The sequence below is a fragment of the Bacteroidales bacterium genome, assembly GCA_035299085.1.
GTDB lineage: Bacteria > Bacteroidota > Bacteroidia > Bacteroidales > UBA10428 > UBA5072.
Genome location: DATGXG010000057.1, coordinates 57,687 through 78,779, shown reverse-complemented (window position 1 = coordinate 78,779; position 21,093 = coordinate 57,687). Strand labels below are relative to the sequence as shown.

The following is a 21,093-nucleotide window of genomic DNA, read 5'->3' as shown; positions in this document are numbered from 1 at the left end:
TTCATTAAAATTTGAAATTATAGGTAACACTCGGGAAGAAAACAAAGGGAAGATAATACCTTGTGGCAACCACTTTGGAAGGATTCTTTTCATCCTGTTCAAAGTTGATGATCCAATCGTTATGCCGTCCATACACGTTGTACATTGAAAAGTTCCATTCTCCCTGCCAGAATCTGCCGGGTTTTACCTTACCGGTTAATGTATAAGAAAGGTCAAGCCTGTGGTAATCCCTCATTCGGTAACCATTGCGTTCGGCATAAATTTTATTAATTGTATTTCCGTATTCAAAACTGCCTACAGGCGCTGTCATTGGCGACCCGGTGGCATATATCCAGGCAGCGGAGAATTGTGACCTTTCTGAAAGCTGGTAATTCAATATCACATTTACCGTATGGGGTTTGTCGTATGGCGAATTGTAAGTCTTTCCGTCATTAATCTCTTTAATTGTGCGCGTGGCTTTTGAAAGGGTGTAGCTTACCCATCCGCTGAACTTACCTTCATTTTTTCTTACAAGAAACTCAACTCCGTAAGCTTCAGCCTTTCCGGTCCGGATTTCTCCCTCGATCCTCGGGTTCATCAGCAATTCGGCATGATCCTTAAAGTCCACCACATTGTACATTTTCTTGTAGAAGGCTTCAACCGAAGTTTCAATATTATTATCCATGAAATTCCTAAAATAGCCTATTGAGAACTGGTCAGCTTTCTGGGGTTTTACATTGGGACTTGCGGGAAACCATACATCAAGCGGCATTCCGCCATTCGAATTGGATGCCAGCTGCATGTATTGTATGGTTCGTGAATAGCTTGCCTTAACCGATGATTTGTCGTTTACGACATAGTTCAGCCCGAACCGGGGTTCAAAACCATGGTATGTATGGAATATTTTGCCACTGCTGTATGACAGCGTATCCGAAACACTATAATCCGTGTTGAATTTGTAAATGGTGGCCTTACCCATGTTTTGGAATATGGTATAGCGCAGGCCGTATTTGAGAGTAAGATCGTCACCTATCTTTTGCTGGTTTGAAATATAAATAGCATATTCCAATTCATAATTTTTTGAAAAGGGAACCGTAATTTTGCTGCCTTCACTTTCCATCCAGGCATCACAAGGTTTTATATCATGATAGGTGGATGATACGCCGAATTTTATTTCGTTATCAGGACTTGGAAAATAGTTGAAATCCAGTTTTACTGTATAATCAAGTAAACCGGAAGTCCATTTATACTTAAAACTGGCCTGATCGGCCGATAAACCGTAATCATACTTAGCCCGTATTGCAGTGAAGTTGGAGAACAGCTGCTTTGAAAAAAGGTGGTTCCACCTGAGCGTTACGGTCTGATTGCCGAATCCGAAATCCGATAACCCTTCCTGCCCGAATTTATCCCTGCCCAGGTATGCTGAAAGATAGAACCTGTTATTTTCATTCAGCTGATGATTTACCTTAAGGTTCAGGTCATAAAAATACATTTTGCTTTTTCGGAGTCCCGAATCGGTTGACAGGGCGAAAAACAAGTCGGCATAAGAACGGCGGGCCGAAATGAGGAATGATGTTTTCTCGCTTCCGATAGGGCCTTCCACGGTGAGCCGGCTTGAAATTAATCCGATACCGCCTGTTGCGGTAATTCTTTTATTATTTCCTTCCTTCATCCTTACATCAAGCACAGAAGAAAGCCTCCCCCCGAAATTTGCGGGCATATCGCCTTTATAGAGTTTTACATCACGAATGGCATCATTATTAAAAACCGAAAAGAAACCCATGAGGTGAGAAGCGTTATATACGGTAGCTTCATCGAGGATCACCAGGTTCTGATCATTTCCGCCGCCTCTTACACTGAAGCCCGAGGTGCCTTCGCTTGTCGGCAAAACACCGGGAAGCATCTGAATCACCTTGATCAGGTCAACCTCACCCATCAGGGCCGGTATCTTCTTGATGGTTATCATATCCAGTTTGGCAACGCTCATTTCGGGTTTTTTCACATTGGCATCCACCCGTTCCCCTTTGATTACAACTTCGCCAATGTTCTTTTGCTCAAGTGCCATTTCAATGGTAGATGTAAAATCGGAATTCAGTTCGATTTTTTTAGTCTGTGCCTCATATCCGATATAGCTGTAAGTGACCGTGTATTGTCCGGCAGGTAGTCGGAGCGAATAGAATCCGTAGGCATTGGAAGAGACCCCCGATTTCAGTTCCTGGACATATACGGTTGCACCGATCAGGACTTCACCGTTCTCGGCATCTTTGATGTAACCGCTCAGGGTATAGCGAAGCGGATCATTATCTCCGGCTTTAGTGAGGTTTTTGTTAAACGTTACTATACATAACGCAAATAGTAGCAATTTCAGGTTCATAGAGAGTTTACTGTAGTTTGGTGTTTATTAAATACAACTAATGACAAAACTTTTTAAACTAAGTTGCCTCGATTCAAAAAATTCAGTACAAAAGTGCAAAGATATTAAGGTCTTAGTGATTCACCAGGCATTTTGTATGGTGAAATGAATTAAATTCACTTTATAAAACTTGCTTTCCGATGCGCTTAACGCTCATTTTCCTGGCTTTACTGCTCCATATATGCTGTGATAAAAACGATAAGGTGATCACAAAAACCCTGTTCTGCAATCACCGGGTTGTACTTGATGCGGAAGGAAAACTTCTCCCCTGGTATGAACCGCAGGGCATGGCATATGATCATTTTTTACGCACCCGTTGGAACTTCATAAAAAATGATGTACCCCTTTCTCCCGGTCCGGAGCCGAGATCCCAGTATCCGCAATATTATTTTTATTGCGCTTTTAAAAACAACGAGGGTGAACTGGAACCGGATACCTGGATGAATGATGTGGGAGAGAAAATACCCAACTGGTTTGAGAATGCCCGGTTATATTACGCCTATACCGGTGATGAAAGCGTGATGGCACTGATTCGTGATTTTATGGATTATGTTTTGAAACATGGAATGAGTGATTCCACATTTTCATGGCCTGGTTTCCCCTATACAACAACCAATGCAGGCGACACTGTCTTCAGGGGCTTTACATCAGCCGGGCGATTTGCATTGCATGAGATACAGCTGGATCATGCAGGTGAAATGGGACTTGCTTTTTACCGGATGTACCTGTACAGTGGTGACGAAAAATACAGGAAGGCAGCACTGAATGTGGCCAATGTTCTTGCATCACATATAAAAGAAGGCAACGGTGAAAGTTCTGTTCTGCCATACCGCGTTACAATGAATGATGGAAAGATAACCGCACCCTATGGTGCAAACTGGACCGGATGCTATATGCTATTTGAACACCTCATTCGCGATAATAGCGGGGATGTGAAGTCTTTTAAAGATGCCAGCGATAAGATCCGGGGATTTTTACTCAATTACCCGGTGAAAAATGGCTACTGGACCGATGGGCATTCAGATACCGATGTTAAACTGAATACATATAAAAGTAATCTCAGTGCCAGCAACATGACACTTGCCCTCTTCGATTATCCCGATTTGGACCCGGAGTGGAAATCAGACATTCCAAAACTCATAAAATGGACAGAAGACTTGTTTGTATTCCGCACTGCACCCGGGGAACCATCCACCATGTGGGGTGCAAATATTGTGGGAGAACAGGATTCTTTTATTTATAAAATGGATTACCAGACAGCACGCTACGCTGCGGCATGCGCACGCTGGTACGGCATTTCAGGTGATGAATCGTACAGGGAAAAGGCGTATCGTTCACTAAACTGGGTAACCTACTGCAATGACTCAACCGGTTTGGCTTTCGAAAGCCCGGTAAGCAAAGGGATCAACAGTTGGTGGTCTGATTGTTACGGTGAATGTCCGAGGATGTTTTACCATGTATTTGCCGCTATGCCCGAGCTGGCGCCACCGGGAGAAGATCATATCCTTTATTCCGAAGGCATATTGAAAAATGTGGATTATAGCCCGTTAAAAATCCGGTACAATTCAGTTTCGAAAGGATCCGAATACCTGCGCTTATCATTCAAACCCGGTAGCATCACGATCGATGGAAAATCAATCATCAATGGGAAAAGCTCTGAAAATTCATATGACATCAAATCACTTAAGAAAGGAGATTATTCAGTCATCATTCATCATACTGCAGGCGGAAAGATAATCATCACCCATTAAACTTTTTATATGAAAATATACGGTATACTCTTACTACTGGCGCTCGGATCATGTATTTCCCAGTCCTTCAGTCAGTCAGCAATAAAGGTGGATGCAGGTATCAGATACCAGGAAATAGACGGCTTCGGAGTAAATATTAATGCGGCATGGTGGCTGGATGGTGAATACAGGAATTCAGACGTTGTAAAACCCGCCATTGATTTGCTTATCGATTCATTGGGTGCAACAATATTCAGGGTGGTAATCGAAGAAATGGACTGGGAAACCGTAAATGACGATAATGATGCCCGCCATTTCAATTGGGATTATTTCAACAGAGTTTTTACAAGCCCGAGATTCAATGGAGTCTGGAACACATTACACTACCTTAATCAAAGGGGTATCACCGATAAACTGATGATCAGTTTTATGGGAGCGCCTTCGTCACCTGCACCATTAACCGCACCCAATGCGAAAAAAAGCTGGATGGGAAATACAAATCATACCGTGGATGCTTCCATGGAAGATGAATTTGTTGAATCGATTGCCGCCCTGTTGTATTACGCAAAGAATACGGAGAAAATAAAATTCACCCTGGTTTCACCCATGAATGAAACCGATATTGTTTCAGGCACAAAGGGTCCCGAACATCCCGATGGCATCGTGGAAGGGCCCAATATGCCGGATCCTGTCCAGTATGCCCGGATCCTGCACAAACTTGCTGAGAAGCTTGATAAGATTGGTCTGAATGATATCCGGTTTGTAACACCCGATGCTGCAGGTGACCAGTTATTCAATGCCTGTTTTGATGAAATTATTAAGGACCCTGTTGTGATGAATAAGATCGCGCACTGGGGTGTGCATCAATATGGCAAGGATGCCCGGAACTACCTGGATAAAATAAGTGATGAAAAGAATCCTGTGAAAACCTATTGGGTTACTGAAACGGCAGGAATAAAAAACCTGGCTGGACAACTGGATGATGATGCATCCTCGCAAATTTTCTGGGATGGATTTGATTGCGATTACCAGCATGCCCGCCGTAACGGATATGGAAACGAGCCGCCTAATGACTGGGTTTTCTGGGAAGGAGAAAAGGGAAAACCACTGATTGCCTATGATAAGTCAACCGGGAGCTGGACTCCGCGAAAACAGTTTTATGAATTTGCACAGTTGTTCAGATATATAAGGCCGGGGGCCATTCGGATAGGAGCGTCCGTAAGTAATAATGACCTTATCGTTTATGCCTATTTAAACCCGGATGGCCGAGTTGTGATCGTGGGCTATAATAAAACCGGGAATGAAACGAGAATATTGGGGAATCAATCTGATGTAATAGTCCGGGGTAAAATGAGGTTGTACCTTACCAATGCACAGTACAACTTAAAGGAATCCGAACTTCAGCCAACAGGGGAAGGATGGCAGGCAACCATTCCGGGCGAATCGGTCTTCACCATAACATATTCAACCCCTACAAAACCAATTTCTCATTTAAAACCCGAACCGGATGACTGGTATGCCGGTGATATGCATGTACACAGGAACTGCGGCGATGCAACGGCTATATGGACTGAAGACAGCCTCCACAACATGATGGAAGTGAATAACCTGGCAGTTGTCACACTGCTTGCCGATATCGGCAATGGTGAAGTGAAGGATAGCAAAACCGACCCGGGAAAAGTGAACGGTGCTGACCTGCCACAATCCGAACCGGGCAGGATCATTCATTACGATGCGGAATGGCACTTTGACCCTGCGGGGGTTACTTTTGAAAACAAGGCGCTGGGAGGCCACCTGGTTTTACTGGGACTTAAGGAAGCCCATCCTATGTGGAAAGAATCGACCTATAACATCCTTGAATGGGGACGTAAACAAAACGCCGTCCAGGGATTTTGCCATATGCAATATCTGAATGATCCCATACAAAACGAACTGACATGCTGTATTCCCATTGATTTCCCGGTGGAAATTGCCTTTGGAACCGTTGATTTTCTCGCTGAGGATGTATGGCTCAATGATGCTGCCATCAATGCATATTATAGAATACTCAATTGCGGTTTCAGGCCCGGATGGTGTGCCGGAACCGATTTCCCCTGCAACAACGCGGCACCGTTGGGATCCCTGCTCACTTATGTACAGGTAAAAGAACCGCTGACTTATTCAGGATGGATCCACGGTATAAAGAATGGACGTACAGTAGTTACAACAAACGGCCACAAAGAATTCCTGGATTTGAACGTTGGTGATTCTGCGACACCTGGTGATGAAATACACTTAAATTCAGAAAAAAATCTGCAGGTTAAGGTAACATGGACATCGGTTGAAAACCAGAATGGAAGTATTGAGCTGGTATGCAATGGTAAAATTGTTGCCCGGCAAAATGCTTCAGCCGGTCCCGGAAACCCGGCAATCCTTACCGCCGATTTGCCTGTTGATCAGAGCAGCTGGATATGTGCGAGAAGAATGAACGAAAAGGGACACCAGTCGCACACAGCGCCTGTTTACATCACTGTTGGCAATAAACCGGTGAGAGCCAGTGCCGGTGATGCAGAATATTTTGTGGCATGGATTGACAATATAAGTAAGAACATCAGGGACGGTGGGCCCTGGAGGAAGTATTTCAGGGAGGATATTGAAGTAGTAAGGGCACGGTATAAAAAAGCTGAAGACATTTACAGGAAAATTGCTTTTGAGGCAAAGGGACGATAGGGACGATAGGGACGATGCATATTCTTTACTGATTGTTCTTCCGTTGTTCCAATCGGGCTTTCAACATGCGTTCCCTGATTGTGATCTGCTGTCCAGGCCTTCAATTTATTGGTTCGTAAAAAGTCATTGTAGTCTTTCTTAAGTTCTTCAAGTGATGAACGCGCAACATTTGTCAGAAAAATTTCAGTTTGCTTTGACATCGCTGATGCCATACTGGCTTCAACGATATTCTGCTTACCGCTTCTTGCAGCCTGAACCATTTGATCAGATGTACGGTCGGACTTTGAGACAAATCTTTTAGTGAAATATATTGTACCATCGTAAATGATTTCGGCTTTCTGATAAGAAATCAGTTTTTCATACCCTCCATGCCTGGGGATGAATTTTACGGGTTCTGTGTTATATTGAGCCATAACTTAGATATTATTTGGTGTTTGAAATTGATTGTTGTCACATTACTATGTGTATCATCACTAGCGTCCCTATTGTCTCTAACGTCCCTATCGTCCCTGTTCGCGATTTCTCTTGAATTTGATTATTAAATCATCAAAGCCTGTATGAATAATATACTAAATTCTTAAATAGTTTTTTTTAATACTCATATTATTTGTTAATCTCAGTGACTTTAGGGACGCTAGGGACAATAGGGACCTTAGTGACTTCAAGGAAGCATCTGAAATTTTGCTAGTTTTGCAGCAATCTTTTTGTATCATGCTTTCGCTTAAAACTTTCACTAAACGCAAATATTTCGCTCCTGCATTTTTGTATTCGTGTTTCAGTCTTGTTTTCAGCACCTGGGTAACGTATATACCTTACACGGCAGACCGCCTGAACATCACCGAAGGGAAAATCGGCGGGGCTATCTTTTTCATGGCCTTCGGTTCGCTGAGCATGCTCCCGATAAGTCGCTGGCTCACTGACAGGCTGGGTGTCGGCCGCCAGGCTTTCATTGGTTTTACAGGTTATGCAACAGCAATATTTGGTATGTTCCTGGCCCCAACCTACGGCTTTTTGTGTGCAGCACTCTATTTCTTCGGAATGATGAGCTCTGTTTTCGCCATTTCTCTCAATTCACTTACAGCAATTATAGAGCGGCAATCGGGAACCTACATTATGACCGGAAGTCATGGGTTCTGGAGCCTCGGAGGTATGATTGGCTCATCTACCGGAAGCTTCATAGCCGGTTTGCTTCACCGGCCTTTGCTTCACCTGGCTTTACTGGTTTCTACGCTATTTATCATCCAGCTTTGGCTTAAAAAGGAATATTTCCATATCAGAACTGAAAAATTCGAGAAACAAAAACATCAGAAATTCCCTATTAAACCACTTCTGGGAATTTCATCCATAGCCATTATCATGATGATCTCCGAAGGTGCCATTGCCGACTGGAGTGCGCTTTATCTCAAGAAGATCGTGCAAATGAAAATCCAGTATATCGGACTTGGTTATTCACTATTTTCACTTGGAATGGCCATCGGACGATTCACCGGGGACACCCTGAGCCGCAGGCTTGGATCATGGAAATTGCTGCGGATAGCCATTGGAACCAGCCTGATAGGATTCATGCTTGTGCTTTTGGCATCGCCGCTTTCAACCTATCCCGGATTTTTTGTTATTGGACTCGGCTTTTCAATCATTGTGCCTGAAGTATACCGGCTTGCTTCAAACATAAAAGGAATACGAACAGCAGACGGAGTGGCCTTTATAGCTGCAACAGCGAATGTGGGTTTTCTGATGGGACCTGCTGCCCTGGGCTTCGTTGCCGAACTGCAGTCGCTTCATCTCAGTTTCATAGTGTTGTCATGTTTTATAACACTGGCTTTTATCCTTACTTTCTTCAGAAAATAAAACCGGTTACGATTTACGATTTGCGATTTACGATTTACGATTTACGATTAAATGAATAAATCGAATAAATTTGATTGATAAATAAAGCCCATGATCAAAGTCGCAACTTTCGGCGAAATTATGCTTCGCCTTTCTACGCCAGGATTTGAGAGATTTTCACAGTCTCATCAATATAACGTTTGCTTTGGTGGAGGAGAAGCCAATGTTGCCGTATCGCTTGCCAATTTTGGGATGCCTGTTGATTTTATTACCCGGCTTCCCGAAAATGATATTGCCGCTGCCTGTACCATGGAGTTAAGAAAATTCGGTGTGGGTATTGAAAAAATCATCTATGGCGGTGAAAGAATCGGTATTTACTTCCTCGAAACGGGAGCTGTTGCAAGGGCCAGCAAGGTGATTTACGACAGGGCCCATTCATCCATTGCTACTATTGAAAAAGGAATGATCGACTGGGAAAAGGCATTGGAAGACGTGCAATGGTTTCACTGGACCGGCATAACACCTGCTATTTCACAGGGTGCCGCTGATGCGTGCCTGGAAGCGATTAAAACTGCAAATAAAAAGGGGATAACTGTATCAACTGATCTTAATTACAGAAAAAACCTTTGGAAATACGGTAAAAAAGCTTCCGAAGTAATGCCTGAACTGGTTTCAGGCTGCAATATCATCCTGGGTAATGAAGAAGATGCCGAAAAAGTATTCGGTATCAAACCTGAAAATGCAGACATTACTGGCGGCCATGTGGATGCCTCAGATTATGAATCCGTTTGCAGGCAGCTGATGACCCGGTTTCCCAATGCGAAAAAGGTTGTAATAACGCTTCGCGGTTCGGTAAATGCTAATCACAACACCTGGAGCGGAGTGCTGTGGAACGGAATAGACCTGTTAATAGCCCCGGTTTATGATATCACACATATTGTGGACCGTGTGGGAGGGGGAGATTCCTTTATGGGCGGTCTTATTTATGGTATGAATACATATGACAGCGACCAGAAGGCACTTGATTTTGCAGTGGCCGCCTCATGCCTGAAACACACCATACCCGGCGATTTCAACCTTGTAACCGTTGATGAAGTAGAAAAACTGATGAGCGGTGACGGGTCGGGGAGGGTTTCCAGGTAAGTGTTTTTTATGTTGTTTCATATGGTTTCATATGGTTTCATATGGTTTCAAAATAATTACAATTGTTCCGAAATTTTTGAATAACTATTCCTAACCCACAAAACGAAACAACCTGAAACAACATGAAACAACTTTGAAACAACATGAAACAACTTTGAGACTACAAACTACAAACCTCAAACAAAACAACATGTCCCGCTTTACCCGCATACAAGTCGCAGTCACCATGATGGAAACCGGAATTGTGCCGGTATTTTATCACAAGGACATTCAACTGTGCAAACAGGTACTGAAAGCCTGCTACGACGGTGGAATCAGGGTTTTCGAATTTACCAACCGGGGCGATTTTGCCCATGAGGTATTCCGCGACCTCAACAAATATGCACTTCAGGAACTTCCTGAAATGATCCTGGGAGCAGGATCCGTGGTGGATGCAGGAACCGCCTCAATTTATATACAGATGGGCGCGGGATTCATTGTCTCACCCGTTCTGAACGAGGACATGGCCAAAGTGTGTAACCGCAGGAAGATTATGTGGGCACCAGGATGCGGATCGGTGACTGAAATTTCAAAAGCGGAAGAACTTGGAGCTGAAATTGTGAAAATGTTTCCGGGCAGCCAGGTCGGGGGACCGGGATTCATTGAAGCCATTAAAGGGCCTATGCCGTGGACCCATATTATGCCTACAGGTGGTGTTGAGCCTACCGAAGAAAGCTTGGGCGCCTGGTTTAAAGCCGGTGCTGCCTGTGTGGGAATGGGTTCACAGCTCATTAAAAAAGGCTGGCTTGAAAAAGGTGACTTCGGGCAGATCACCACTATCTGCAATTATGTGCTTGAGATAGCAAGGAAATATAAATAAATATACCCACTAATAAACCTATTATGAACCACCGCAGAGATTTTATTAAAAAAAGCCTCATCGGCTTATCGGGTGCTGCACTGATACCTTCCGCAGCACAAGGAACCAACTTTAGATTAAAGGAAGAACTCCCGGTAAGAACACTTGGAAAAACCGGTTTAAAAATACCGGTTCTCAGCATGGGAACAGGCGACACAAACAATCCTGCCCTCGTGAAAAGCGTCCTTGAAAGCGGAGTTAAACTGTTCGGCACATCCACATACTATGGAAACGGCAATAATGAAGCCATGCTCGGCCAGGTGTTTAAAGGCCTTCCCAGAGATTCATTCATGGTGGCAACCAGTTCCATGCCAAAGGGAACCGATCACCAGAATGGCCTTTTTACCGACCCTTCTGCCGGTGAAGCGTTCAAAGCTGACATCGAAGCCAGCATGAAGCGACTGAATGTGGATTACCTCGATATTCTTTTCCTTCCTTTTGCAGCAAAAAAAGAATCCGTGTTTTTTGAGCCGTTGCTCCGAACCATGGAGGATTTCAAAAAATCTGGAAAGGCCCGTTACATAGGTATTGCTACCCACAGCTTCTCCGACCAGGCCGTAACAGCTGCGGCTGATACCGGTATTTACGATGTGGTGATGATGGCATACAATTTCAGGATGAATGAGGCACAGGCAGTGAAAGACGCCATTGATTACGGTGCCAAAGCCGGATTAGGCTTTATTGTTATGAAAAGCATGGCTGGAGGATACTGGGACAGCGGACGCACTCAACCAATCAACTCCCAGGCCGCCCTTAAATGGGTTTTGAAGAATCCGAATATGCATACCGTTATGTCGGGCATGACAACTTTTGATGAGCTGCAGGCCAATCTTGCCCTGTTAAAAGATCTGAACATGACAGACCAGGAACTTAAGGACCTCAGGTTGGCTTCAGCAGGTGAACCGGGACTGTTCTGCCTGCAATGCCAGGACTGCAGGGATCAGTGTAAACAAAACGTCGACATACCCACACTGATGCGGAGTTATATGTATGCTTACGGTTACAGGAACATGCATCATGCCCGCCAGACTTTTGACATGGCAGCAGGCGCAGATGCCTGCGGAGAATGTGATAATTGCAGCGTGGTTTGCAGCGCAGGATTTGATGTTAAGGAAAAAATCAGGAATATAAGCCGCATCGGCGATGTTCCCGAAGAGTTCCTGGCATAAACAAGGCTATAGGCTATAGGCTATAGGCTATAGGCTATAGGTTGAATCTACTAAAATGCTAACCTGCTTAAAAGCTAAAAAGCTACAGAAACAGCCTCTTCAGGTGTTTTTCAAGCAGGTTGTGCTTTACCCTGGATGCAATAATTTCATGATGTTCGTCGAGGGCGTCACGGAATGATTGTCCCATTTCCGCAGCAATTTTATACCCCACATGGATCAGCTGCCTGAAATGCGGGTTATACGCCGAACAACGGGTGTCATGTGTCAATGCATCGGCAAAATGAATGCTGCTCCAGGTATCTACTTCAGTCGGCGACGGAAGTTCTGACCGGTCGATTTTCAGAACTGTGGCATAGGGACCGGCGAGCTCATCAAAGCGCTCAAAGGATTTCGCATATATTTCCTTTGCCATGGCCAGACCGTTTTTCCCTGCTTCTGCCAGTCCGATCACTTCTTCAAGCCAGGTAGTACCGGCCGTTTTTACATGAATCCCGGTATCAAATTTCTGAATGGCCTTTTTAATTGACGGATATATCGAAAACTTGTCGCTTCCGCTGTGCACACTTAACTTCAAACTGTCAGCCAGTCCCAGTTCGCTGATGGCAAACTTAACAACAGCCACATCATTCTCAAACTCATCTGAAAAAGCGCTTGTGTCCCCGATGTAATCAATTCCTTTGGCAAACAATCCAGAGAATTTCGGGGCAATTGTCTGAACCTCCACATCCAGGTGTTTCAATTCAGCCAGGATGAAGAACAATTCAACCGGTCCCTGAACCATTTCAGCCTCATCAACGGAAACTTCCGTAATAAATGTGCCCGGCCCTTTGGCAGTAATAATTCGATCATAGATTTTTTTTACTTCATGAAGTGCCACCAGGTAATTCTCTGCAAGCTTCTTCAGAAAATCCTCCCTGATTTCGGGCCCATCCGGGATTCCGGGAATTGCCAGTTTCCTGTATTTTCCATGGTGCGAAACAAAATCGGCTACCTCATCTTCCGAAGCTTTCTTGCCTATAAAATGAGCCACGTCAATGGTGAAAAAATCGGATGAAGAAATAAACCGGTCAACCGTTTCAAGATTAATGTGATCTGCATCCACAAAGTAATTGCCGGTATACCCCGCGGACCTGACTGCCCGTTGGGCTTCATCCCTTACTTCGGCCGGCACCGAACCGATAATGGAATGTTCGCGGTTCGATTTATTCCACACAGGAACCACAGGAATACCAAGGGTGTTCATTTCTCTTATGGCATCTAGCTGTGCCGTACCTTCTTTTCCGAAACGGTCACCGGTACCGAAAGAATATTTATCAATTTTCATAGGCTAACTCTGAGGAAATTTCCATCCGTTCTGATATTCAGGCGTAATGAATTTGTTGGCTGATGCCGAATTGAATGTCTGTGAATCCTGTTTCCAGTAAATTTTTTCACCGGTGCGATAGGCAATGTTCCCCATTTGAGCCACCAGAGCCACATTTTTACCGATATCAATACCGGCATTCAATTTCTGAGGGGTATTATTCTGCAAACAGTCAATGAAATTCCTTACATGAAGATCGAGGCCTATACCTTCATTCTTCTGCAAAGGAACTGCCTCCATCCTGTCCTTTTCAGGGAACACCTCCCAACCGTTCCTGTCGAGCACAAGTGTTCCGTTCTCTCCTATATATGACATGCCGTGTGGCCTTTTCCAGTTACCCAGGCCGATACCGATGGTATGCTCCCAGATCATAGTAAAATCACCGAAATCATAAACGGCTGTCAGTGTATCCGGTGTCACCATATCATCCTCAGGGTATGCATACTTTCCTCCCGATGCCATAACTGACAGAGGAAGCGGCTTATTCATACCATATAAAATGTAGTCGATAAGATGAACGCCCCAGTCGGTCATCAGGCCCCCTGCATATTCCCAATACCACCGCCATGTGAAGTGAAAGCGGTTGCGGTTGAAAGGCCTCAAGGGAGCTGGGCCCAGCCACATTTCATAATCAACTCCATCAGGAACAGGTTCGTTCGGGATTTTAGGAACTGGTCCCTTCCAGTCGACATATGACCATGCCTTACAGGTTCTTATCCTTCCGAGCTTTCCGGAACGCAGAAAACTGACGGCATCCACAAAATGAGGCTGACTTCTTTGCCACTGGCCTACCTGTACCATTTTGCCGTATTTCTCAACCGCTTTTTTCATGGCGTTGATCTCTGCAATTGAATTTCCCAGGGGCTTTTCGACATATACATGCTTTCCGGCAGAAAGCGCATCTACAAACTGCAGGCAATGCCAATGATCGGGCGTTCCAATGATCACCACATCAATATCCTTGTTTTCGAGCATTTTCCTGTAATCGAAATACCTTTTCGGAAATTTGGTTATTCCCTGGTCTTTAAGATCAACAACGCGCTTTTCAAGAAGGTTTTTGTCCACATCGCACATGGCGATAAGGTCTACTTCCGGATTTTTAAGAAATGAGGTCAGATCATTAAAACCCATACCGTTCACACCTATCAATCCCACCCGGATCAAATCATTGGGCCCGCGTTTTCCGGTAACAGAAAATGCAGATGAAGGAATAAAAGCGAAGGCCGTTAACAATGAGGCATTACGTATAAAATTTCTGCGTGAATTCATAAACTGAGGATTATAATTTCGGTTCCCATCCTTTTTCATATTGTCTTTCCCATAACTTCATGGCTTCGGAATTGTTCAGGATATGCCCGTTGGTTTCATTAAGCTCAAGCGGGGCATTCACCCTGTACGATATATTGGCCAGGTGACCGAGCAGCGTGCTTTTCGCTCCTTCAGTAATGGGCTGGTTTTGCTGGGGAGCAGTGCCCCTGATCGTATTTACAAAATTCATAATATGAAGGCCGTCCATTCCCCCTGCGCCGCCTGGCTGGGTTGTCTGTGCCACCTCTTCCGACTTTCTTTCTAGCAGCAGTTTCCCTCCCAGGTCGAAAACTTTATATCCATTCCTGTTTAAAACGGCAGTGCCCTGCGAACCATAAATAATGCTTCCCCGGTCCATGCCATAAGTCTGGTAATTCGACCTGCTTTTACCGTCCCACTTAATGACTTTGCCGTTCGGAAATATAAATGAGGCATCCATTGTATCGTACATCGTCCAGCCGTCATCACGGTAATGCTGTTTTCCTGCAATTACGGATACCCGTTTCGGAAAGTCGAGTTCCAGTGCCCACCGGCAAATATCCAGTTCATGAACGGCATTGTTTCCGGTTTCACCTGTTCCGTATTGCCAGAACCAGTGCCAGTTATAATCGAAATACACATCCATATACTGCGCTCTCGGAGCCGGTCCCTGGAACAACTCCCAATTGAGAGTAGGAGGAGGATTGACAGGCAGCGGATTGGGAACCTTTCCCCTGCTGTTTGAATAGAACGCCAGACCCATGTAGGTTTCACCCAGCAATCCCTTGTGAATTTCGCTTATGATCTCGCGGGTTTCAATAGCAGAACGTTGCTGTGAGCCCATCTGGATTACCCTGTTGTACTTTTTCTGAAAATCAACAAGCAATTCGCCTTCACGCGGATTATGAGAACATGGTTTTTCAAGATATACATGCTTACCGGCTTTCACGGCCATAAAGGTGGCAGGCGCGTGCCAGTGATCGGGAATGGCAATAACAACTGCATCTACCTTTTTATCCTCAAGGATATTTCGCAAATCTTCCTCTGCATCTGGTTTATAGCCCATTTTCTCTGAAACTTTTGCCTGGGCATCTGCCATTCTGATTTTGTCCACATCGCACACATACACTACATTGATGTCATCGGTGAGTTTGGGCAACGAATCCATGTAAGCATTGAAGCGCCTGTAACAGCCAATCATTGCAAAATTCATTCTTTCGTTGGCTCCTACAATCCTTGCATAAGAAGATGCTGGGAATCCGATGCCTCCGATTGCCAGGGCGGATGCACCGAGTCCGGCTTTCTTTATAAAATCACGGCGGGAATTATTCGTGTTGGTCATATGAGTTATTTTAGTTGTCTTTCGGGTTAAAGAAAGAAAAAACGCTGACAGGTCTCCGAGGATGTCAGGATTTTTCTTTCTTAAAATTAAAGTAATTCTTAGCATTCCTGTAACAAACGTCTTCGATTATTTTGCCAAGCCATGCCTTATCATCAGGCAGTTCACCTTTTTCAACATCACGGCCGATCAGGTTGCACAGGATGCGCCTGAAATATTCGTGCCTCGGATACGACAACAGGCTCCGGGAATCGGTGAGCATACCGACAAACCGGCTTAAAAGTCCCAGGTTTGAGAGGGCGTTAAGTTGCTTTTCAATTCCTTCTTTCTGATCGAGGAACCACCAGGCAGCGCCGAACTGTATCTTACCCGGGAAACTTCCATCCTGGAAATTACCGGCCATGGTGGCTATGATTTCATTGTCTGCAGGATTGAGATTATACAGTATGGTCTTTGTAAGTTTGTTTTCAAGATTAAGCCTGTCGAGGAAAGCCGACATGGCGGATGCATACCTGTAATCGCCTATCGAATCAAATCCTCCATCGGGACCAATGGTTTTCAACATGCGGGTGTTATTGTTGCGCATGGCACCAATGTGAAACTGCTGTGCCCATCCCCTTTTGTGATCCATTACAGCCATTTCATACAGCAGTGCAGATTTAAATTTTAAGGATTCCTCATTTGAGATTTTCAATCCCTGCCTTGCTTTGCCGAGAATGACATTCAATTCGGAATGTGTGTACGGTTCCGTGTAAAATGTTTCAAGACCGTGATCAGAAAGCCTGCACCCTGACGAGTGAAAGAATTCATGCCTCTTGTCCATGGCTTCCAGCAAGGTGTCGAAACCAGTGATTGCTATTGCTGTTAACGATTCAAGGTTCCGGATGTAATCATTGAATGGTCCTCCATTATCAATATTCAGCAATTTATCCGGTCTCCAGGCGGGAATCATTGATATTTCAGGATGAGAGGCTTTTACCTTTCCGTGGTATTCAAGTGAATCAATCGGATCATCAGTGGTGCAAACCACTTCAACCTTCATTTTGCGGATAAGGCCAACAGGCGAATAATCGGGATGGCTGAGCATTTCAGCTGTCCTGTTATAGATACTGTCAGCTGTGAGCGGACTCAGTAATTCTTTAATTTCAAAGTACCGCTGAAGTTCGAGGTGAGTCCAGTGATAAAGCGGGTTCCGCATTGTATACGGAACTGTTTCAGCCCATTTATCAAATTTTTCCCTGTCGGTTGCCTCCCCTGAGCAATAGCGCTCGTCTACCCCGTTGGTACGCATGGCACGCCATTTATAATGATCGCCGTAAAGCCAGGATTGGGTAATATTTTCGAAATTCCTGTTTTCTGAAATCTGTTTTGGTGAAAGGTGGCAATGGTAATCGATTATCGGAAGTGACGCTGCATATTGATGATAAAGGTATTCAGCAGTTTCCGTTTCAAGCAGGAAATTTTCGTCGAGGAATTTTTTCATAGTGATACGGTTATGATCTTCATTTTGGGAACCAGCATTTTCATAAAAGTCCACCCGATCAGATAAGCGAAAGCACAAATGCAGAATATGATGAAATAACCTGCAGGCTTTCCCTGGAAGCCGAAGAACGTCATATTGGTATTACCGGCATATACAAAAAGGTTACCGGCACCTTTCTGAAGGATCATCGAACCAATTCCGCCCGCCATACCGCCAATACCTGTTACCGTAGCAATAGCACCCTTCGGAAACATATCGCCGATGGTGGAGAATAAATTGGCGCTCCATGCCTGGTGAGCGGCACAGCCAAGAGAAATAAGAAGCACGGGAATCCAGGCGGCGTTTTTTCCCAGGTCGGCAAACTTCATTCCCAGTGGTTGAGCCAGCAGTACAAAAAGCGGGAAGAAAGCAAATATAAGCATGGCTTTCATTCTTGCAGCATAGGGATTCTGACCGCTGCGATTGATGAAGATTGTAGGAAGTTTCCCTCCGAAAATGGAAAGGATAGTGACAATGGCATATAATGTGAAGATCAGCGCCATCCCGAGACCTTCTGATGTTTTGATACCAAACTGGGTGTTCAGGTAAGAAGGGGTCCAGAACAGGAAAAACCACCATACACCGTCGGTCATGAACTTGCCCACAGCAAAAGCCCATGTTTGCCTGTAAGAGAAAGTTTGAAAGAACGGTATCCTTGTTTCTTCTTTTTTGCTGTTATCCGGTTCCTCATTCCTGTCTTGCTCGATATATCTCAGTTCATATTCATTTACATGCCTGCTGTTTGCAGGTTTGTCGTAAAGAAAGACCCAGAAGGCCATCCAGATGAATCCCAGGGCCCCGATGAGGATAAATGCAGTCTCCCATCCGAAATGCTTTGCCAGGGGCGGAATGGATAAAGGGGCGAACAGCGCCCCGATGGAAGCCCCGGCATTGAAAATAGATGTGGCGAAAGCCCTGTCTTTTTTCGGAAAGTATTCGGCAGTGGTCTTAATGGCTGCCGGGAAATTACCGGCCTCACCGAAGGCCAGGATACCTCTTGCAAATAAAAAGCACCACATGCTGACCGTAGCAATCTTAACAGCCATGTCACCTGTGGCAGTTGTGAGTTCAGCTGCACTGTGCAGCCCGACATTTGCCTGGGTTACCTGTCCGCACACTGCATGAAGGCAGGCACCGGCACTCCAAACCCCTATTGCCCAAAGAAACCCCCTTTTTGTTCCCATCCACTCCACAAAGCGCCCGGCAAACAACATACAAACCGCATAAAATATAGAAAAGAATGAGGTGATGGTGCCATAATGCGATTCGTTCCAGTGAAATTCAGGTTTGATAAATTCATCCCATGTAAGCGACAAAACCTGCCTGTCAAGGTAATTGATCGTTGTGGCAAAAAACAACAGGGAACAAATCGTCCAGCGGAATTTTGAGATGGTTTGTGTCATGGTTAGTCTGTTAGTCTGTAGTCTGTTTGTCTGTTAGTCTGCTGGTCTGGTAAAAGTTCTTAAATCTTAAATCGGTGTTCCTTGTTCAGTGCTCATTACTGAGACCTATGGGACTTATGGGACCTATGTGCTTTTAAATGATCCCTGATCCCTGTTCCCTGATCCCTATCCGGAAACCCTTCCCTTCCAAGCCCATAGTCCCAGTGCAGGATTCGAAATATAATAAATTTCCTCTCCGTCAGTCATTGTGTTAAATCCGTCCTTCAGTTCTGCCGGATTATAGCGTTTGCTCATCTCTTCATACGCGGCGTATTTGAAATTTACTGATTCTATTTCGCGACGGCTCAGATGGCCGGGACAATATGTAATTGAAAACCTGCCTTCAGAACTTCCGTGAATAAGGTGTGCCGCTGCACTGAGGTTGCCGGCAAGGTCATTATTTTCTTTCAGTTTCCTGAGGGTTTCCGGTGTACCAAAATAACCGTATTTTCTGATGAGCCGGTCGATTTCAGGATCTTCGCCGAATTCTTTCACGCCCGGTGCAAGTACGATGAGCTCGCCTCCGTCCGCCAGTGCCATTCGTGTGCGGTAAATACTTTTGTTGCCGAGCCAGGTGCTTTTGAATTCAGAAGGATCAAGATATACAATCACTTTTTTGAGCGGATTGTCAAGCGTTGTGAAGTTTACCTTAACTGAAAGTTCCGCAGCCCTGGTGAATACTTCATGATCATTGCCGATGAAAAGTCCTTTTACTGCAAGGCAGCCGGTTTCATCGCGACCAATTACGGTATGGATATATACAACAGGCAGGCTATTAATAAAGTGTTCCGATGCATAATTGAGTAACCTGCGAACGGGATTGTCGGCAATGCCCATTAACTTTTCCATGCCATAAACGGCTCCGAGGAAATGACTTTTATTAATGCCTTCAGATCCGCCGGTTCCGACGAATAAATTCTTATTATAGTTGGCCATTCCGATCACTTCATGAGGCACCACCTGCCCCACTGAAAGGATCATATCATGGCCGCCTTCCCATATAAGGCGGTTTATCTGGGCCGGCCATTCGAATGAAAGGGCACCGCCTGTAATTTCAGCTACGTAGCTTCCAGGCACCTTTCCCACGGTGACCACATCATTACGCCAGTCATGAACCCTGAAGAGCTCTTCAGGCACTCCGGGGAACATGATTTTAATCTGACCGGCCGTCATAGGAGAATGGGTACCCAGGGCGGGCAGTATGTCTGTGACGTTTCTGCCGTAAAACTCATAAACCAGGGAGGTAAGTTTCCCGGCATAAGAATGAAAACGTGTAAAATCAGGAGGTACAATAAGTACCCTTTTCCTGTCGCCAAGCTGATCAAGAACTTTAAACAACAGCAATTTCAGATCGCTGTCAGATAAGCTTTTCGGCACTGATCCGGTATCACAGTAAATCATATCTTTCCATTAATCGTTTACACTCCTCCATAGGCGCTGTATCCTCCGTCTACCGGTAACACAATGCCTGTAATAAATGAAGACCATTCTGAAAGCAGGAATAATACGGCACCCTGCAAATCGCCCGGTTCGCCGTATTTTCCCATGGGTGTGTTGGCCATTATTTTCATCCCCCTTGGTGTGGCAAGTCCTGTTTTCTCATCGATCAATAAAAACCGGTTCTGGTTTGTAAGAAAAAAACCAGGTGCTATGGCATTCACCCTGACACCGGTTTTTGCAAGGTGAACAGACAACCATTGCGTAAAATTGTTAACCGATGCTTTGGCGGCTGAATAGGCAGGAATTTTGGTAAGAGGTCTGAACGAGTTCATCGATGAAATATTGATCACCACACCTTCTCCGCGCTCAATCATTTCAGGAACGAAAACCATTGTTGGCAACAAAGTTCCTGAAAAATTGAGGGCAAATACCTTGTCAAATCCGCTCAAATCAAGGCCAAAGAAAGTTTCAGATGCATCAAATTTCCCCGGTCTCTCAATTTGCTCCTGCTTTGTGGTGGCTGCAGGTGAGTTTCCGCCGGCACCGTTGATGAGAAAATCGACCTTGCCCAACCGGCTGATGATTTCTGAGCGTGCGGAAATCAAAGATTCTTTATCCAGTACATTGCCTGCAACAGCTATGCATGGTGTGCCGGTTTGTGATGTTAACTCATCTGCAAGTTTTCCTGCCGATTCCGGATTGAGATCAATTATTGCAGTTTTTATACCCGAAACCGCAAGTGCCTCACAAACCGATCTTCCAATAATCCCTGCCCCGCCGGTTATTACGCATACCTTATCTTTCAAACCCGAAAAGTCGATTTTTCTCATAG

The 21,093-nt window shown here is 44.9% G+C and carries 15 protein-coding genes; 6 read left to right on the top strand and 9 right to left on the bottom strand.

The genetic code is table 11. The features are described 5' to 3' along the window. Positions 1-4: 4 nt before the first annotated feature. A complete protein-coding gene (locus VK179_19220) occupies positions 5-2,353 on the bottom strand; it encodes a TonB-dependent receptor (GenBank protein ID HLO60890.1) in 2,349 nt (782 codons plus the stop codon). A gap of 179 nt (positions 2,354-2,532) precedes the next feature. Between VK179_19220 and VK179_19215 the strand changes: the two genes are divergently transcribed. Together VK179_19215 and VK179_19210 are read left to right on the top strand one after the other, a co-directional pair. Next, positions 2,533-4,143 (top strand): hypothetical protein, encoded by a 1,611-nt coding sequence (locus VK179_19215; GenBank protein ID HLO60889.1) that lies wholly within the window; start codon positions 2,533-2,535, stop codon positions 4,141-4,143. Positions 4,144-4,152: 9 nt separating this feature from the next. After that, on the top strand, positions 4,153-6,831 hold the full coding sequence (locus VK179_19210; protein ID HLO60888.1) for a CehA/McbA family metallohydrolase: 2,679 nt from the start codon (positions 4,153-4,155) through the stop codon (positions 6,829-6,831). Here the strand turns inward: VK179_19210 and VK179_19205 are convergent. Further along, positions 6,795-7,244, bottom strand: a complete 450-nt coding sequence (locus VK179_19205; protein HLO60887.1) for a four helix bundle protein — start codon at positions 7,242-7,244, stop codon at positions 6,795-6,797. The genes VK179_19210 and VK179_19205 overlap by 37 nt on opposite strands. 298 nt (positions 7,245-7,542) lie before the next feature. Between VK179_19205 and VK179_19200 the strand changes: the two genes are divergently transcribed. The 4 genes from VK179_19200 (at position 7,543) to VK179_19185 (ending at position 11,868) form a co-directional block, all read left to right on the top strand. Then, positions 7,543-8,679, top strand: coding sequence for an MFS transporter (locus VK179_19200; GenBank protein HLO60886.1), 1,137 nt, complete (start codon positions 7,543-7,545; stop codon positions 8,677-8,679). A gap of 90 nt (positions 8,680-8,769) precedes the next feature. Next, complete coding sequence (locus tag VK179_19195; GenBank protein ID HLO60885.1) at positions 8,770-9,801, top strand: sugar kinase; 1,032 nt, start codon at positions 8,770-8,772, stop codon at positions 9,799-9,801. Positions 9,802-9,991: 190 nt separating this feature from the next. After that, complete coding sequence (locus VK179_19190) at positions 9,992-10,660, top strand: bifunctional 4-hydroxy-2-oxoglutarate aldolase/2-dehydro-3-deoxy-phosphogluconate aldolase (GenBank protein ID HLO60884.1); 669 nt, start codon at positions 9,992-9,994, stop codon at positions 10,658-10,660. A 23-nt stretch (positions 10,661-10,683) separates the two neighbouring features. Beyond that, positions 10,684-11,868 carry an aldo/keto reductase gene (locus tag VK179_19185; protein ID HLO60883.1) on the top strand — a complete coding sequence of 395 codons (1,185 nt, stop codon included), beginning with the start codon at positions 10,684-10,686 and terminating at the stop codon, positions 11,866-11,868. Positions 11,869-11,950: 82 nt separating this feature from the next. Here VK179_19185 and VK179_19180 read toward each other — a convergent pair whose 3' ends face one another. The 7 genes from VK179_19180 to VK179_19150 form a co-directional block, all read right to left on the bottom strand. Continuing rightward, on the bottom strand, positions 11,951-13,192 hold the full coding sequence (locus VK179_19180; protein HLO60882.1) for a tagaturonate epimerase family protein: 1,242 nt from the start codon (positions 13,190-13,192) through the stop codon (positions 11,951-11,953). A 3-nt stretch (positions 13,193-13,195) separates the two neighbouring features. Further along, the gene (locus VK179_19175; protein ID HLO60881.1) at positions 13,196-14,500 is read right to left on the bottom strand and encodes a Gfo/Idh/MocA family oxidoreductase; all 1,305 of its coding nucleotides are present in this window, start codon (positions 14,498-14,500) and stop codon (positions 13,196-13,198) included. Positions 14,501-14,510: 10 nt separating this feature from the next. Next, positions 14,511-15,860 carry a Gfo/Idh/MocA family oxidoreductase gene (locus tag VK179_19170; protein ID HLO60880.1) on the bottom strand — a complete coding sequence of 450 codons (1,350 nt, stop codon included), beginning with the start codon at positions 15,858-15,860 and terminating at the stop codon, positions 14,511-14,513. Positions 15,861-15,924: 64 nt separating this feature from the next. After that, positions 15,925-17,340, bottom strand: coding sequence for a glucuronate isomerase (gene uxaC / locus VK179_19165; protein HLO60879.1), 1,416 nt, complete (start codon positions 17,338-17,340; stop codon positions 15,925-15,927). Beyond that, complete coding sequence (locus VK179_19160) at positions 17,337-18,782, bottom strand: MFS transporter (protein ID HLO60878.1); 1,446 nt, start codon at positions 18,780-18,782, stop codon at positions 17,337-17,339. The genes uxaC and VK179_19160 overlap by 4 nt, the downstream gene beginning before the upstream one ends. Before the next feature lie 165 nt (positions 18,783-18,947). Then, the gene (locus VK179_19155) at positions 18,948-20,222 is read right to left on the bottom strand and encodes a lactate racemase domain-containing protein (protein ID HLO60877.1); all 1,275 of its coding nucleotides are present in this window, start codon (positions 20,220-20,222) and stop codon (positions 18,948-18,950) included. Positions 20,223-20,239: 17 nt separating this feature from the next. Next, positions 20,240-21,091: an SDR family oxidoreductase gene (locus tag VK179_19150; GenBank protein HLO60876.1), complete on the bottom strand. Its 852-nt coding sequence runs from the start codon at positions 21,089-21,091 to the stop codon at positions 20,240-20,242. Positions 21,092-21,093: the final 2 nt, after the last annotated feature.

Coding starts and splice junctions, on each gene's coding strand:
- VK179_19160 (HLO60878.1), bottom strand. CDS start 18,782: ATGACACAAACCATCTCAAAATTCCGCTGGACGATTTGTTCCCTGTTG.
- VK179_19190 (HLO60884.1), top strand. CDS start 9,992: ATGTCCCGCTTTACCCGCATACAAGTCGCAGTCACCATGATGGAAACC.
- VK179_19205 (HLO60887.1), bottom strand. CDS start 7,244: ATGGCTCAATATAACACAGAACCCGTAAAATTCATCCCCAGGCATGGA.
- uxaC (HLO60879.1), bottom strand. CDS start 17,340: ATGAAAAAATTCCTCGACGAAAATTTCCTGCTTGAAACGGAAACTGCT.
- VK179_19175 (HLO60881.1), bottom strand. CDS start 14,500: ATGAATTCACGCAGAAATTTTATACGTAATGCCTCATTGTTAACGGCC.
- VK179_19150 (HLO60876.1), bottom strand. CDS start 21,091: ATGAGAAAAATCGACTTTTCGGGTTTGAAAGATAAGGTATGCGTAATA.
- VK179_19185 (HLO60883.1), top strand. CDS start 10,684: ATGAACCACCGCAGAGATTTTATTAAAAAAAGCCTCATCGGCTTATCG.
- VK179_19215 (HLO60889.1), top strand. CDS start 2,533: ATGCGCTTAACGCTCATTTTCCTGGCTTTACTGCTCCATATATGCTGT.
- VK179_19180 (HLO60882.1), bottom strand. CDS start 13,192: ATGAAAATTGATAAATATTCTTTCGGTACCGGTGACCGTTTCGGAAAA.
- VK179_19155 (HLO60877.1), bottom strand. CDS start 20,222: ATGATTTACTGTGATACCGGATCAGTGCCGAAAAGCTTATCTGACAGC.
- VK179_19220 (HLO60890.1), bottom strand. CDS start 2,353: ATGAACCTGAAATTGCTACTATTTGCGTTATGTATAGTAACGTTTAAC.
- VK179_19170 (HLO60880.1), bottom strand. CDS start 15,860: ATGACCAACACGAATAATTCCCGCCGTGATTTTATAAAGAAAGCCGGA.
- VK179_19210 (HLO60888.1), top strand. CDS start 4,153: ATGAAAATATACGGTATACTCTTACTACTGGCGCTCGGATCATGTATT.
- VK179_19200 (HLO60886.1), top strand. CDS start 7,543: ATGCTTTCGCTTAAAACTTTCACTAAACGCAAATATTTCGCTCCTGCA.
- VK179_19195 (HLO60885.1), top strand. CDS start 8,770: ATGATCAAAGTCGCAACTTTCGGCGAAATTATGCTTCGCCTTTCTACG.